A 14,177-nucleotide genomic window follows, 5' to 3' on the forward strand; every position below is an offset into this window, starting at 1 on the left:
TATCCTATTTAACTTTTTCTAAAATGGGGCTTATACGAAGGAAAATAAGGATTAACTTAATCCGTCATAACATAGACGATCCATGGTTCACCTCGTCCAATTTTATCGTACAGTGCTCGTGCGACCTGATTATCTGGTTTGGTTAACCAATAGACTTTATTCCAATCCCGCAATTGACTAATTTGTTTTAATTCATCGATGAGCATTCTCGCCACCCCAGCTTTTCGATGTTCTGGTTTTACATATAAATCATGTAAATAACATTCGGGAGCAATGCTCCAAGTGCTTAACTGAATAATAAAAGTCAAAAATCCCACTGCGACATTTTGGGAGTCACACGCAATGAGACATCCTATTTTTTTATCTGCAGAGAGTAGTTTATCAAATGTATTATTGACCACTTCTGAAGGCAGAGATACTTGATAAAACTCCATATATTCATGCCACATTGCAAACCACTCTTCTTTATCAATGGACTGTAACCATCGTACCTTGTAATTCTTCATTAAATTCTCAATCAGTTGTAACTCGTTCCGTTGGGTTATTTTTTGCTACTTAGCCAAAGAGCATACTCAAGAACTCCACCACCCAATAATCGCTTACCAATAAATAGAGCAAATCAGAAGTGGGATGGTCAAAGAGTTACGGATTTGATGCTTTTTAAACGCTGCAAAGTAAAAAAAATCGTGTACTTTAAGACAGTGAACCTCCCCTTCATAAGTCAAAATACCACCGCCCTCTAATACAATCCAAATTTCTTCTTCCTGATGATAATCCACTGGAGTTTCACACTGAGGCAACACTTGGAAATAAGTTGTTTGGAACGGAGGCGATGCCTTTTTTTGTGCAAAATCAATAGGATTTACCACCACTCCGGGAGCAATATGTTCAGGATTAGAAAAAACTAACCCAGGGGCTGCACAAATATCCGTTTCAAGCAATTGAGACATATTTTTGTTCCTCATGGAATTCCCGTCCCCAATCCAAGACCGTGCTCTCCTGATCCAGTTCATAGATTTTTGCTTGTGCAATACTATTAATTATTTTTGCACTTCGCCAAGCCATAACATTTAAATTGGGCTCAGCGATCCCATAAGCCTTGTGCGCTGCATTTTGGACATAAATGCGATGTTGTTTGGGCCCATCCCAGGCAATGGAAAAATCCGGATTGACGCAAAATGCACCATTATTTAAGGGTATTTTATCGGCAAGCGAAGCAAGATAAGAGGGAAACTCCCACTGATAACCGGTGCACAGAATAACAATATCCGCAGAAATTAATCTTTTTTCCATCGTATCAAGCTCGGTCAGTATTAACTGATAGGTACCTAATTCGCTCTCCATATTTGTTAATACATGACGCGGTAAAAACTTAAACAACCTCCCTTTATTTTCCAAAAATTCGAGGCTATAAAGTTTTTGATAAATTGCTTGTAAGACGTGCAAGGAAATACCATCACTGGCTAAGAGTTGCTCTTGCAATAAACAGGCTTTTTCTTTTTCAGATAAATGAAAAAAATATTCCGTATATTTAGGCGTGAAAAATTCATTTACAAATGGAGAAGTATCCATCGGTAAGAGTTGATGTCGCTTCGAAATCCAATTTAGTTCTAAAGGTAATTGCTCATCATGAGATAAAATATGCTGTACAATTTCGGCACCACTTTGCCCACCACCAATAATAGCAACTCGTTTTCCCTGCCAATTTATGGGGTTAAGTAAAAAATTCTTATTATGTAATACATTGTTACCTAAATAAGGTTTGGCACAATCAGGAACTCTTGCAGTTAAGCCATTACCTAAAATAAGATGTTTTCCCTTAACTTTTCTCTGCGTTGTATGCATGACAAAATGCGATTTATCAAAATAAATATCCTCAACCTGTTCATTGAACAATAAATTAGGTAATGACCCACTCACCCAATTTAAGTAATGGCTAAATTCAGTGCGTAACACCTGTTTAAATTGTGCATTAATAAAACGATACAAGCGTTTGTGTTTTGCAAGATAAGCAATGAATGAATAGGCATTAGTAGGATCGACAAGCGTCACCAAATCATTTAAATAACTAACCTGAATTTCAGCTTTAGGAAATAACATTCCAGGATGCCAAATCATTTCTTCATTTTGCTCGAAAAAAATACTGGAAATCTCTTCGACTGATGATAAAAGAGCCGCAATACTTAAATTAAATGGTCCAACACCTACTCCAAGTAAATCGGAAATTTCATGATTTATTTTGTTCATAACAGATTCCCTCTGCTTGTGTCTCAAATTCCTGAGTAATTCGTTTTAGTGTGAGTTGTATTTTTTTCTGGACTGTCCGAGTTGGCTTAACAAAAAAGTCAGCGTAAGTAGGTAATTGCCCATATCCCAGAGCATGCCAGATTGTTTCTCCGAGTTCGGGCATATAAGGATAAATCATCAAAGAAAACCCTTTTAACCACCAGAAATAATCCTCAGAGCAAGGATCGATGCTTTGACTTAAAAGCATCCAATCATTTAGGGATTGAACCCCTATGTGGGGAACAAATTGAGCCGGTTGTAATGCATTCTCCTGAATGGTAAACAATTCGCATAATTGATGTTGTAACGATTGAGTACAAGAGTTCATGACGGATTCAGGAACGTTTTGTATCCCTTGAACAACACTGCGTTCAAGCCAATCTACAATTTTGTTATAATATTGGATGAACTCATCCATGACAAAATTACCTGTTTGATTACGTACATCAATCGAAGCCAGATACAACCGAATAATATCACTGGAAAGCCCTTTTTGATTGATGGCCTCATCCACGCCAATCATATGCTGTCGGCTTGTTGAAAATTTACTGCCATCAAGATAATAAAAATAATTCACGAGGTAATAATCAAATGGTTTATATTGAGGACATCCAGAACTAATTCCCAAGGCACTGCTTAAAAAAGGTAATGAATTATCAATACCAAAACTGGAAATAGTAATCACCTCAGAATCAGCCGCAAACGCATTTCTGTTGGTATCCATGAGCCTTGCCGCCAGTTCTCCCAACATCAAAAAATAGGCAAATACAAAACCATAACTAAACAACGTTCTGGGATGCTCAGGATCAGTCTTATCGACTAAACCCCAATCGCACTGAGTCGTGAGCCTGAATCGATTGTTTTGCAACACTTGATAACTTTGAAATAGTGATTGGATGTTTGGATTAATTCCTTTGGAAATGAGATCAATATCTCTGGGAAGTTGTAAAAAAATATTTTCAACTTCCTTTTGCTCTAAATTGTGATCATGAATCATTTCTTCTGGGCGAAAATGGGCACCACAATGCTCACAAAAATAACTAGCGGTTTGTTCATAACATATAGGGCAATCCCCTTGCAGCCAGTACCCGTTGAGATAGCGTTGATTCGTTTCATCCCAGAGCATTTTTTCTTTTAATCGCGTCGTGGCTTTATTATCCAATAATTGCCCCATAATCTTCTCATGCCATTTCTGATACGATGCATGCCATTGCTTATCGAGGGGATTAATAAATTGTTCGCATTGAATGTTCATTTGTTCTAAATCATGTGCAATTAATGCATGATAATGATGGCATGTTTCCTCAGGACTTAAATGTTCCTCCTCTGCTTTTCCTGCTGCGTAGGACTCGTAACTGTCGGTTCCTGAGATTATCAATGCGGTATGCCCAAGAAGTCGTAGGTATCTTGATAGTATATCTGCACTCAAAAATGGACCGCCAATATGGCCTAAATGCAATCGACCATTAGGGGTAGGTACCGAAGGAATGAGTAGATAATTTTTTTTATGTTCGTTCATTGCTTTATCCCTAAGCATTTTTATCTTTCAAACGGTCTGCCATCATTTGAATTGAGTTATCCCAACCCATTTGCGAAATTTGAATTGCTTTCTCAGTATTTCTCGCTAATACCGCAGAGACTAACTCCTCATTTTCTTGTTTGAATTCCATTAATACTTGCTCATCGTTATGATGGAGCCCTAAGCATAAAAAGCGATACCGTGATGAATGGTCATACAACATATCTTGGATTTTGAGTAACCAAGGAGACTGACAGGCTTTGATCAGGGTATAGGTAAATTCTTTTTGTAACGCATCCCATTCAATAGGATTTAATCGTTTATTTGATGATGGGCAGAGGTATTTTGCATATCGATGCCAACAGGCAATAATATCTGCTTCCCAATACTCATCCCCATATTGTATGGATAATTCCAGAGCACGTGTTTCGATCTGAATCCTAACGGCATAGAGGTCATATAATTCTGCTAAAGATAAAGAAGGAACAGAAAAACCACATAAATCCTCAAAGTTGACTAAGCCATGACTTACTAAGCGAGATAACGCTTCGCGTAAAGGACTGTATCCTACCTCATAACGTTCTTTTAATTGTTCCATTTGCAATTTTTGACCCGGCTCAAAATAGCCGTTCACTAGATCAAGACGTAATTTCTCTAATACCGTGCTCGTCTTTGATTGCTTCACTTTAATTTGAGACATGTTATTGTTCTTCAATTTAAAAATTTTGAATAGTATTAATTATTTTCGAAAATTTGTAAATTATCGAAAATAAAAATAATTAAATATTTATTACTGATGTGGATGAGTACTTCGATACCCTAATCTTTTTTCGAAGTTTACATTTTCGGAGTTAAATCGTCAGGTTCTGTTAGTACATATCCTGTAAATGCTTTTTCAGCAAACCATTGTGCATAGTCATCAATCTCTGGGGTTAGGAAGGCTTTAAAATCCCAACCTAATTCATTGTGGTTAAAAGGTCCTAATTCAATATTCTTTTCATGAGCAAGTCCTCTAACCATCCATTCAACAATGGCTGAGTTTCCTCGACCAACGGGTTGTAATCGGGCAAGACTATAGGCAAGTTTTCCCGCATTCATGAGAAAATCCTTTATATCCTGCTCAGGAGTCCAATCAACACATTCCTTAAAATAAGGTTGGATTAATTCAAATTGCACCTGAAAATAGCTGGAGCGATCACGATAATCTTGATGAAAAGGAGTAGGACAATGATCAATAACGATCCCTGTTTTACTATCGTTCTTCCCATAATCATCGAAGGTAATCGTAAGAACAACATCATCTTCAATAAAGGGAAAGGGGGATGAGGTATTCTTCTTATGTAATAAATCAAATTCCTCAGCAGTTAATTTAATTTTAATCGTATATTTTGCACCCTCTTCGGATTTGTGTTCTTGTCGCATTACCTCAACATGATTATTTTTTTGATGAATCAAAACCATTAAATGCTCATAGATCATATCCTTTTGGGTAGGAAGATGCTTTGATAAATTAAAATCATCTGTGGACACAAACCCTGCTTTATTGATTAATCCGAATTGATGTCTTAGCGGGCCTTGTTTCAACATTTTCGCTACTTCTCGTCTTTTATCAGCCAACCAAGCATAAGCACAACCTACTTGAGAGCTCAACATATCTGGAGGGCAATTAATATCTTTACTAACGGGGGGAGGCACTTCTGGAAAAGAAGATATTTTCGATCCCAATTCATGAATCACTTTTTTACTGTACTCCAGCCATTGATCCTGTTTCAATGCATCAAAATCTTTTAAGCGATCTTTAGAAGAGACCGTATTTTCTGTTGCCGAAAATAGAGTATTGCGGTTGGTTCCTACTAATTTTTCGGTTTTCTCATCTTTCATAATCATCTCCAACTGCGGGGATAATTTTAATTATAGATGCGAAATATAAACTTAGAGGGATGCCCCAGAAGCAAGCGCTCCTATTTGAAAATATTGGACCCCACTTCTATATTTATTTTTTACCCTTCTTTTTTTGAAACAAAAATTTGAACAGAACTTGGTCTGTTTGCATTGTGTCGTACAGCTCATAATGTAAAAGGATTAAGAAGTTCATTGTTTTTAAAGCGTAATAAAAATAAAAAATGGAGCTTGCTTATGAACACCAATGAACATACGGAACTGGGTGATGCATTACGATTTCAAGATTGGGAGAGCTTAGAAGGCAATCCATACCTAACAATCGATGAGAAGGGAGGCTTGCACTTGCAATTACAAGGGTTTAATGAAATGGGCCTTCCTGAACCCATTGGATTAAATATATCTGCAGGCGTCATTATTGCCATGTCTGGCGACTATTTTGGTGGAAAAGAAGTCTCTTTTGATTTACCAAGCATTGGTGAATTTAAGGCGCAACGAAGAACTTTTGATCGAACAGGATCTAGTGAAACCTTAGGTAAATATTTAATTAAAAAGCCAGTTACCGCGAATGAGGAACACAAATTAATTAGCTCTTATAAACGACTGGCAAATAAAAACGTACAACAAAGTGATATTGATACCATTTATACTATAAATAACGGCAACTACATCCCCTTTTCTACTACTTTAAATTTCTACGTTCAACAGCTCATGTTTGCTCTGAGGGTAAACAATTACAGTGACATTTTGAATCGAAATTTATCGCATTTTACCCCATGGTCTGTCCGTGTTTATACTATAGGCCATCATATAGCTCTCAAATATGCACTCATTCATTATGAGTTAAAACAATATATTACGCATGCAGATTATCAATCAAAGAACAGCGACTTCACTGCACTACTTGAGGTTCTCAAACAGACTCCTAATGGCTTGACACCAGAAAAACTGAAGGATCTAGCCCATCGATATCAAGCTTTGGCATTAGGTATGGAGTTCTTTTGCTTCCATTATTATACCGATCACTTTGCTGCAGGTCATATTTCATTTATGGGGGATCTACGTGCCCTGCTTCCACAACGCTTTGGAGTTTGGGGTAGTATTTTAGTCAACAATTTGCATGATGAGTTAAACAAAGTAACCGTTTATACCAAACGTATTTACGATCCTTCACCCGATAAAAGCGAGCCTCCGGTTACTGCAGGTGGCGATGATGATTTTAATACTGCAAATAATTATTTTAATAAACAAGCCTGTTTGGCAGGTATGACCTGTTCATTAAACGATTTAAATTCTGTGTTTAACGGAAGCAAGTTGCCTGAACAGACTCAATATGGCGGTCTGGAACAAATGCCGGATGTTGATAAAGAATATCGCCAACCACAGCCCTTAATTTTACAGGGAGATGACGGTAAAATTTATTATCGTACCGATCTCAATCACATTGAGATTTTATCCCCTTCTCAATTGCAGGCAACATTAGCTGCACCATCTCGACATGGATACACTGAGTTAAGTAATAAATTCGAGGCGTTCTTATTGGTGTTCAAACTTCGTATGTTACCTTTTATTTATTCCAGCCAAGTCGAAACACCGACTGCAGAGCAACTTAAATTCTTGGAGGCTGAGGAAAATGAACTGAATCCCGGAAGAAGGCCGATACCGCAACCACCAACTGCTCTTGGGCAAACACCGGTTACAGTACCGGTCTGGCAACAACCTGCGACTAAGCATAGGGTAACCGAGGGGCTTTTGAGGAACGGTTTCTTGGCTTCTTCTGGAAAAAAAGAACGTTCATTGGAACAGGATATCTCTTTGGACCTCGATGCTACATTGAGTCATTCTTCCCTGTAAACTGCGCGAGCCTGTATTAGTTAGTAGCTACTAATACAGGCTAACTCACTTAGAAAAACTTTTTTGCAAAGAAACAAGATCTCCGGTCGATGCGGATCTTTTCATACTAAAGAATGAGTGCTTCTCAGAAACTGACGGAAACCCTTGTTTCCCAGAAATTTGAAATGGCACAGTGGATTCTGGTTCATCAAAGGGTGCATCCACTGCCCCAGCATGTGCGGGTTCAGATTCTGGTACGTGTTGTGTTTCTTTAATCATTAGTTGCGCACTTAATCCAGCTGCTCTTTCTTCCGCGGCGATCGCTTGTAAACCTAAGGCTTTTTTCTCACTCTTTAAAAGTTCTATTTCTTTTTGCATTGCCTCGATTTGCGCTTTATCTGTAGCCCTATCATTAAGCAAGTCAATCTCAGAAGTAAGCTCCTCAATTAATACACTTAGTTTATGCGTTTCTTTATCCACAACATCACTTTTACATAATTCATCAATTTTCTCTTTATCCAATCCTCTCCACCGACTGATTAAATTTTCAATTCCTGGACGCTCTACATACCAGTACACAGCCAACGCTGCCAAACCAATCGCTACAGATGCAACAAGAATAGGCCATGCAGTTGCAGACAATGTAGTAACAAATAAACCTCCAATCGCCAAGGATACAGTTTGCCCTGCAAAAAAACCGCCACTAAAAAAGATAAAGCCCGCAACACCAGCTGTAATCTTTTTCGCATAATATAAGAGCCCATCATTTGAAGCTAATGTTAGCTCATAGCGGATTACATCTAATGCTCGGTGTTTTTGGAGTAACATTTGCGCCAGCTGAAGGTATTCTTCAAGTTCTTCTTTCGATTTTTTGGAAAAATGCGTAAGGCGGGCACGTACCGCTTTTATTTGGTTAAACTCGTCAAGTGCAGCATCAATTAATTTGGGGGTTTCTGAAGATTTAACCCCCAGGTTCTTTGAAATCTCAACTAAATCAAAACTGCAAAATACAATTATGGAAACAATTGAAAATGCAAGCCCAACGGCAATAACTGCAAGAGATGGAATATAAGTAAAAATTCCCATGAATGCGCTTATACCATCAAAACCCTCACACCCAAAAAAAGCAATTCCTCCAAGAGCAACTAGCGCATATTTGGCTTTTGCCGTCAATGGAGCATCTGTTGTGTCTTCTTCCTTTTGCCCGGTATTTAGCTTCTTATTTAACTCTTTTAATAAGCTAGCTCTTAAGCTGGTGACCAAAAAAAAGGATTCATCACTACTATTTATCGATTGAGTGAGGTTAAACCATTCAATTAGAGTCTTTATGTCAATCGCTGTTTCGTTTTCAAATAACTTAACAAGAAGTGGATTTATTTTTCCTAACTGGTCAATTAAAACTTTAATGGATTTATTCAGTGTCAGTGGTGTTATCATATCGCCTCCCCCTAAATTTTTGGGCTTATTTGCCTTTCCTAAGCGATAGGGAATAGTTTTCTATAATACTGACCAATTATTAACCAAATATTAACTAAGACAAATAAATTACTAAAAAAGTGTTATTTTTGTTAAATAAGAGAAAATTTATACCATGTGTAGTATTCTCAAAGAGTGAAGTTGTAACTTGTTCTATTTAGTGAGTTAGGGGTTTGGGAGAATATTAAGAAATACTTATGCGCTCTTAACTATAATTCGGATATAGGGATCTGAACACAGCAACGATAAAGGGAAAGATCATGCCAAAAAACGTAATCGAAGTTCCCGAATTACTTTCTTATGAAAAGTATGGGTTTACACAATGCGTCCAATACAATGAGTTGATTTTTGTCACAGGACAAGCAGGACAAGATAAGGAAGGAAAAATAGTTGGTTTGGATATTGAATCTCAAACTCGACAACTGTTCCAAAATATTGAATATGCCCTTCATGCTGCAAATTCAAGTTTAGAACATATTCTTGCTATGACATCGTACATTGTTAATATTGAGAAAAATGGTCTTGCTTATTTTACAACCAGAAAAAATTGTATTCCCGTTTCTTCCTATACAAGTACTTCTATAGGAGTAACCGCATTAGCATTACCCGATTTACTAGTCGAAGTCACTTGTATTGCAGCACCTAAAAAATAAATAGCGAGAGGATGCTCTACAATTTTTTATAAACTGGACTTGCGCAAATTTCAGGAGAATTTTAATGATAATTTTGTATTCTTATCCAGAGCTTTTTGGCCTGCCTGATAACAATCCTTTTGGACTAAAAGTAGATACGTTTCTTAGATTAACCCAAATTGATTATCAACATGAGCATATTATTAATACCCAAAATGCACCTCGCGGGCAGTTACCTTACCTGATTGATGATGAGCACATCATTACGGATAGTAATAATATTCTGCATCATCTTTCACACAACTATGTAAATTTAGATCATAATCTCACCGAAGAACAAAAAAACATCCATTTTTTCATAAATCGTATGTTAGATAATCATTTGTATTGGGTAATGTCCTATTCACGCTGGCAAGATGAACAATTTTGGCCTTCATTCAAGGCAGAATTCTTAAAACAACATTCCGAATTATCAGAAGCCTCTCTGGAACAAGTACGAAAGTATAATATTGAAAAATATCATTATCAGGGTATTGGTAGATACTCCACTACGGAGATATATCAATCGGGGATCGATGATCTGCAGGCGATTCTTTATCTTTTAGGAGATAAAAATTACCTATTTGGAAATAAAGTACATACAGTAGATGCCTGTTGTTATGGTTTTCTAGCCAATATTCTCTATTTTGAGATTGAAACGCCCCTGAAAGATTTTATAGTACAAACTCCATTAAAAAATTACACCAATCGCATTAGAGCATTACTTGAATATTAGGGGGAAATGATAATTACTCCCCAGAGCCTACGTACCGTGCTTCATGCGGTATCCAGAGAATGCTTATTGAAGTAAAAAAGGTCTCTAATTAGGATAAACCATTGTTCTAGATACCGCATGAAGCGCGGTACGTAGGCGGAGAACAAACTGCCCTCGCAAAGAATAATAAAATTAATTTTTATTCCAAATCACATCAAGAGCACGTAACTCGCTTTCCGTTAAAAGTTCATATTGATCAATTGCACGCGTAACATGATTCGGATAATGTTCAAGGCATTTTTTAATCAACTTCAACAAATCTTGCTCATTTATAGGTTTGGTAATGAAGTCTATTGCTCCTGCTTTTATTGCTCTTACGGCCATGGGGATATCGCCATAAGCTGTAATAATAATTACTTTCAGTAAGCTATTTTGTCTTTTTAATTTATCGAGGAGCTCTAGACCATCCATATCAGGCATACGCACATCGGTAATCAGACATCCCATGTGTTTAGGATTATATTGTTCAAGAAAACTTGTCGCATCCAAGTAGGTTTTTACGTCAAAACTCATTGAGTCAAAAAGCCATTTCAAAGCGCGCAATACACCCTCATCATCGTCAACAATATAAATTGTCTTATTCATCTTATGATTCCAAAATATGATTAGGTAATCTAAAAGAACTTATAGTTCCCTCACCAGCAGTGTTTTGTTCTATTTTAATGCACCCACCATGAGCTTCTATAATTTTTTTACAAATACTTAACCCAAGACCCAAGCCATACTCTTTGGTGCTATAGCACGAAGTAAATAGACTATCGATGACACTTTGTGACACGCCGGGTCCATTATCAGCAATAGTCACCAGTACCTCCGTATCAAGATTTTTTATCTTAATCATTAATGAAGGATTTTTTGTTTGGGCATCGAACATTGCTTCAAAAGCATTATTAATAAGGTTTAGGAATACCTGTCGCATTTGATTGCGATCTAAATAAACTTCAACCAAATGCTCATCAAACTCATATTGGACTGTTCCGGAAAAATTCGAATAAAATTTTGACAAGATAACAGACTGTTTGGCCAATGCCGCTAAATTAACTCGCTCAAAATGCAATTCTCCATGGGTCACAAAACGTTTCATTCGCTTAATAATCGTACTTATTAATTCAACTTGTTCTAATGCTTTTTGGAGTACGCCAATGAATTCATTTGAGCCTTTATCCTCTTGTTGTAAACGTAAAATACTACCAAGTAGATAGGAGTTTAGTGCTAATAAGGGTTGAGAAATTTCATGAGATAATGAAGAGGCAGCTTCTCCTGAAAAATAACATCTCGATATGCGGTCAAGCGTGGTTTGTTGTAGTTTAATCAATTCCTGATTTTGTTTTTGTTCTGTAATAAAATGCCAGGTACCAATCATTTTAATTGGATTATTTTCTGCATCACGAATATAACGCCCACGAGCCGATACCCATTCATAATGTCCTTTAGTTGATTGTATACGAAAATCCGCGTAATGGTCCTCATAATTGGTCAGAGAATTAACTAATGTATTGGCAATTTCTTCACGATCTTCTGGATGAAGTCGTATTATAAAATGATCGATATGCCCTACTTTGCTGTCTGCATTTAAAACCGATAACGATTCAGAGTAACCAAAATCAATTACTTCATTGGTACCCAAATCCCACTGCCACACATTTAATTTGCCAACATCCAATAATTCCATTAGGTAATCATGAGAAATTTCATGGGTAAGGGTATTTGAAAATAGATCTTCGGAATCTTCCTTTTTTAAATCCAAAGACAACTTGGAGTTCCTCATGATGTATCCCCTATGAAATTGAGTCTGACCTAGCTCTATTTTTGTTTCAAACAAGGAAACTATTCTTCATTTTTGAAAATCATACCACAGTATTTTTATCATATACTTGCATTAATATGAATTAATATTTAACATAATGATTTTTATATAAATTTTAATTTAATGCATACAAAAGTGATTCAATGATGGTTTAGATCAACCAAACCATCATTGCGAGACTACTTAATCGGCAAGGTGATAAGGTTTATAAACTGGCTCCCATACATTGTCAGCAAGCTCCTCTTCAAATCCTGCTTCATGGACCCCCGCAAGCCCTTCTAGTATCGCCTGTTTCCCTACTGCTTTTGCAACAGCAAGACTAATTGAGCGAAGATTTGCTAATGGAGGTAATAGGTTAGCCGATTTATCTGTCCGAGCTGGAGAACATTCAGCAAGCGCTAGGGCGGCCGCCTTGATCATTCCATCGGAAACTCGTTTTGCCTTAGAGGAGATAATGCCTAACGCTAAACCTGGAAAAATGTATGAATTATTTGTTTGGTCAATATGAAATTCTTTCCCATTGTACTGTACTGGTTCAAAAGGACTTCCTGTTCCAATTAAAGCACGACCTTCTGTCCATTTGAACAGATCTTGAGGTATTGCTTCACTATGGGATGTTGGATTAGAAAGCGGGAAAATAACAGGGCGATCTGTAAACTTCGCCATAGTACGAACCACTTCCTCGGTAAATGCACCCTGTTGTGCTGAAACACCAATAAGTGCCGTGGGTTTTACATTGCGAACCACATCGAGTAATCCGATTTCTTCAGGATTGCTAACCTGCCATCCAGATACTTCAGAGCGTTTACGCGCAAAAGTGGCCTGATCTGCAGTCAATCCCTTACCCCCTTCAACAAGAAGTCCGTATCTATCTACCGCATAGATACGATCACCAGCCTCTTGATCGCTTAATCCAGCATCCTTAAGAGCACCACGCATCAATTGAGCAATGCCATGCCCGGTGCCACCAAAACCAACAAAAACGATTTTTTGTTCTTTCAGGGGAATTCCAGTGACATTAATAGCTGAAAGTAATGTCCCTGTTGCCATCGCAGCAGTTCCCTGGATGTCATCATTAAATGTGCACAATTGATCGCGATAACGTGCCAATAACCGTGCTGCATTCACGCCTGCAAAATCCTCCCATTGTAGAAGAACATGTGGCCAACGACGTTTCACCGCAGATATAAAAGTATCCACGAACGCATCATACTCTTCACCACGAATACGATGGTGACGCCAACCAACATAAAGAGGATCAGCCAATCGTTCTTCATTATCCGTTCCCACATCCAATAAAATAGGCAAGCAATATTGTGGCGGGATACCGGCCAACGCAGTATAAAGTGCCATTTTACCAATTGGGATTCCCATACCTCCTGCGCCTTGATCACCAAGACCGAGAATACGCTCACCATCACTCACAACAATACACTTAATTAAATCATAACGTGGATGCGAAAAAATTTGGTCAATTAAATTCTTATTAGGATAACTAAGAAATAGACCACGCGGCTTGCGAAATATTTCACTGAATTTCTGGCATCCCTCACCAACTACGGGGGTATAAACGATGGGGAGCATTTCCTCGATGTTATTAATAATCAGCGAATAGAAAAGTGTTTCATTATTATCTTGGAGGCCACGGAGGAAACTGTACTTTTCTAATGAAGTAGGCAACTCATTCAATCCATCGTAGCGACGTTTTTGCTGCTCTTGCAAAGTACTCACTTGGGGTGGCAATAAACCGTGAAGAGAAAAGTCATTTCGTTCGTGATCAGTAAAGGCCGTCCCCTTATTTAATCTGGAATTATTCAACAGGTTATAACCTGTCAATTTGGTTTTAATGCTTCCTTCTTTGAGATATTGAGTTTCCTGATCTGATTTTTTCATTTTTCAAGGTCCTTTTTA

At 37.6% G+C, this 14,177-nt stretch carries 13 protein-coding genes; 3 read left to right on the forward strand and 10 right to left on the reverse strand.

Annotated features, from left to right (window positions below; genetic code table 11):
- Positions 1-56: 56 nt before the first annotated feature.
- From ACWTEW_RS32545 to ACWTEW_RS32570, 6 genes are all read right to left on the reverse strand, one after another.
- Entirely contained in the window at positions 57-506 is a 450-nt protein-coding gene (locus tag ACWTEW_RS32545; protein WP_454782117.1) for a GNAT family N-acetyltransferase, read from the reverse strand.
- A gap of 93 nt (positions 507-599) precedes the next feature.
- A complete protein-coding gene (locus ACWTEW_RS32550; RefSeq protein ID WP_454782118.1) occupies positions 600-950 on the reverse strand; it encodes a cupin domain-containing protein in 351 nt (116 codons plus the stop codon).
- Complete coding sequence (locus tag ACWTEW_RS32555; protein WP_454782119.1) at positions 934-2,247, reverse strand: lysine N(6)-hydroxylase/L-ornithine N(5)-oxygenase family protein; 1,314 nt, start codon at positions 2,245-2,247, stop codon at positions 934-936. The genes ACWTEW_RS32550 and ACWTEW_RS32555 overlap by 17 nt, the downstream gene beginning before the upstream one ends.
- Positions 2,228-3,805 carry a methionine--tRNA ligase gene (locus ACWTEW_RS32560; RefSeq protein WP_454782120.1) on the reverse strand — a complete coding sequence of 526 codons (1,578 nt, stop codon included), beginning with the start codon at positions 3,803-3,805 and terminating at the stop codon, positions 2,228-2,230. Before ACWTEW_RS32560 ends, ACWTEW_RS32555 begins: the two co-directional genes overlap by 20 nt.
- A gap of 10 nt (positions 3,806-3,815) precedes the next feature.
- Complete coding sequence (locus ACWTEW_RS32565; protein ID WP_454782121.1) at positions 3,816-4,505, reverse strand: GntR family transcriptional regulator; 690 nt, start codon at positions 4,503-4,505, stop codon at positions 3,816-3,818.
- A gap of 137 nt (positions 4,506-4,642) precedes the next feature.
- On the reverse strand, positions 4,643-5,686 hold the full coding sequence (locus ACWTEW_RS32570; protein WP_454782122.1) for a hypothetical protein: 1,044 nt from the start codon (positions 5,684-5,686) through the stop codon (positions 4,643-4,645).
- A gap of 255 nt (positions 5,687-5,941) precedes the next feature.
- On the opposite strand from ACWTEW_RS32570, the gene ACWTEW_RS32575 reads away from it, so the two are divergent.
- Complete coding sequence (locus ACWTEW_RS32575; protein WP_454782123.1) at positions 5,942-7,558, forward strand: hypothetical protein; 1,617 nt, start codon at positions 5,942-5,944, stop codon at positions 7,556-7,558.
- A gap of 45 nt (positions 7,559-7,603) precedes the next feature.
- Here ACWTEW_RS32575 and ACWTEW_RS32580 read toward each other — a convergent pair whose 3' ends face one another.
- The gene (locus ACWTEW_RS32580) at positions 7,604-8,974 is read right to left on the reverse strand and encodes a hypothetical protein (protein ID WP_454782124.1); all 1,371 of its coding nucleotides are present in this window, start codon (positions 8,972-8,974) and stop codon (positions 7,604-7,606) included.
- A gap of 299 nt (positions 8,975-9,273) precedes the next feature.
- Between ACWTEW_RS32580 and ACWTEW_RS32585 the strand changes: the two genes are divergently transcribed.
- On the forward strand, positions 9,274-9,666 hold the full coding sequence (locus ACWTEW_RS32585) for a RidA family protein (protein ID WP_454782125.1): 393 nt from the start codon (positions 9,274-9,276) through the stop codon (positions 9,664-9,666).
- A 64-nt stretch (positions 9,667-9,730) separates the two neighbouring features.
- The gene (locus ACWTEW_RS32590; RefSeq protein ID WP_454782126.1) at positions 9,731-10,420 is read left to right on the forward strand and encodes a glutathione S-transferase family protein; all 690 of its coding nucleotides are present in this window, start codon (positions 9,731-9,733) and stop codon (positions 10,418-10,420) included.
- 171 nt (positions 10,421-10,591) lie between these two features.
- Here ACWTEW_RS32590 and ACWTEW_RS32595 read toward each other — a convergent pair whose 3' ends face one another.
- From ACWTEW_RS32595 to ACWTEW_RS32605, 3 genes are all read right to left on the reverse strand, one after another.
- Positions 10,592-11,044, reverse strand: a complete 453-nt coding sequence (locus ACWTEW_RS32595) for a response regulator transcription factor (RefSeq protein ID WP_454782127.1) — start codon at positions 11,042-11,044, stop codon at positions 10,592-10,594.
- 1 nt (position 11,045) lies between these two features.
- Positions 11,046-12,227: a sensor histidine kinase gene (locus ACWTEW_RS32600; RefSeq protein ID WP_454782128.1), complete on the reverse strand. Its 1,182-nt coding sequence runs from the start codon at positions 12,225-12,227 to the stop codon at positions 11,046-11,048.
- A gap of 222 nt (positions 12,228-12,449) precedes the next feature.
- Entirely contained in the window at positions 12,450-14,159 is a 1,710-nt protein-coding gene (locus tag ACWTEW_RS32605) for an NAD-dependent malic enzyme (RefSeq protein WP_454782129.1), read from the reverse strand.
- Between the last annotated feature and the right edge of the window lie 18 nt (positions 14,160-14,177).

The sequence above is a fragment of the Legionella stuttgartensis genome (assembly GCF_977063405.2).

Excerpts from the sequence above, each read along its gene's own strand:
- ACWTEW_RS32550 (WP_454782118.1), bottom strand. The coding sequence starts at position 950 with ATGTCTCAATTGCTTGAAACGGATATTTGTGCAGCCCCTGGGTTAGTT.
- ACWTEW_RS32605 (WP_454782129.1), bottom strand. The coding sequence starts at position 14,159 with ATGAAAAAATCAGATCAGGAAACTCAATATCTCAAAGAAGGAAGCATT.
- ACWTEW_RS32570 (WP_454782122.1), bottom strand. The coding sequence starts at position 5,686 with ATGAAAGATGAGAAAACCGAAAAATTAGTAGGAACCAACCGCAATACT.
- ACWTEW_RS32560 (WP_454782120.1), bottom strand. The coding sequence starts at position 3,805 with ATGAACGAACATAAAAAAAATTATCTACTCATTCCTTCGGTACCTACC.
- ACWTEW_RS32585 (WP_454782125.1), top strand. The coding sequence starts at position 9,274 with ATGCCAAAAAACGTAATCGAAGTTCCCGAATTACTTTCTTATGAAAAG.
- ACWTEW_RS32565 (WP_454782121.1), bottom strand. The coding sequence starts at position 4,505 with ATGTCTCAAATTAAAGTGAAGCAATCAAAGACGAGCACGGTATTAGAG.
- ACWTEW_RS32580 (WP_454782124.1), bottom strand. The coding sequence starts at position 8,974 with ATGATAACACCACTGACACTGAATAAATCCATTAAAGTTTTAATTGAC.
- ACWTEW_RS32600 (WP_454782128.1), bottom strand. The coding sequence starts at position 12,227 with ATGAGGAACTCCAAGTTGTCTTTGGATTTAAAAAAGGAAGATTCCGAA.
- ACWTEW_RS32575 (WP_454782123.1), top strand. The coding sequence starts at position 5,942 with ATGAACACCAATGAACATACGGAACTGGGTGATGCATTACGATTTCAA.
- ACWTEW_RS32590 (WP_454782126.1), top strand. The coding sequence starts at position 9,731 with ATGATAATTTTGTATTCTTATCCAGAGCTTTTTGGCCTGCCTGATAAC.
- ACWTEW_RS32595 (WP_454782127.1), bottom strand. The coding sequence starts at position 11,044 with ATGAATAAGACAATTTATATTGTTGACGATGATGAGGGTGTATTGCGC.
- ACWTEW_RS32545 (WP_454782117.1), bottom strand. The coding sequence starts at position 506 with ATGAAGAATTACAAGGTACGATGGTTACAGTCCATTGATAAAGAAGAG.
- ACWTEW_RS32555 (WP_454782119.1), bottom strand. The coding sequence starts at position 2,247 with ATGAACAAAATAAATCATGAAATTTCCGATTTACTTGGAGTAGGTGTT.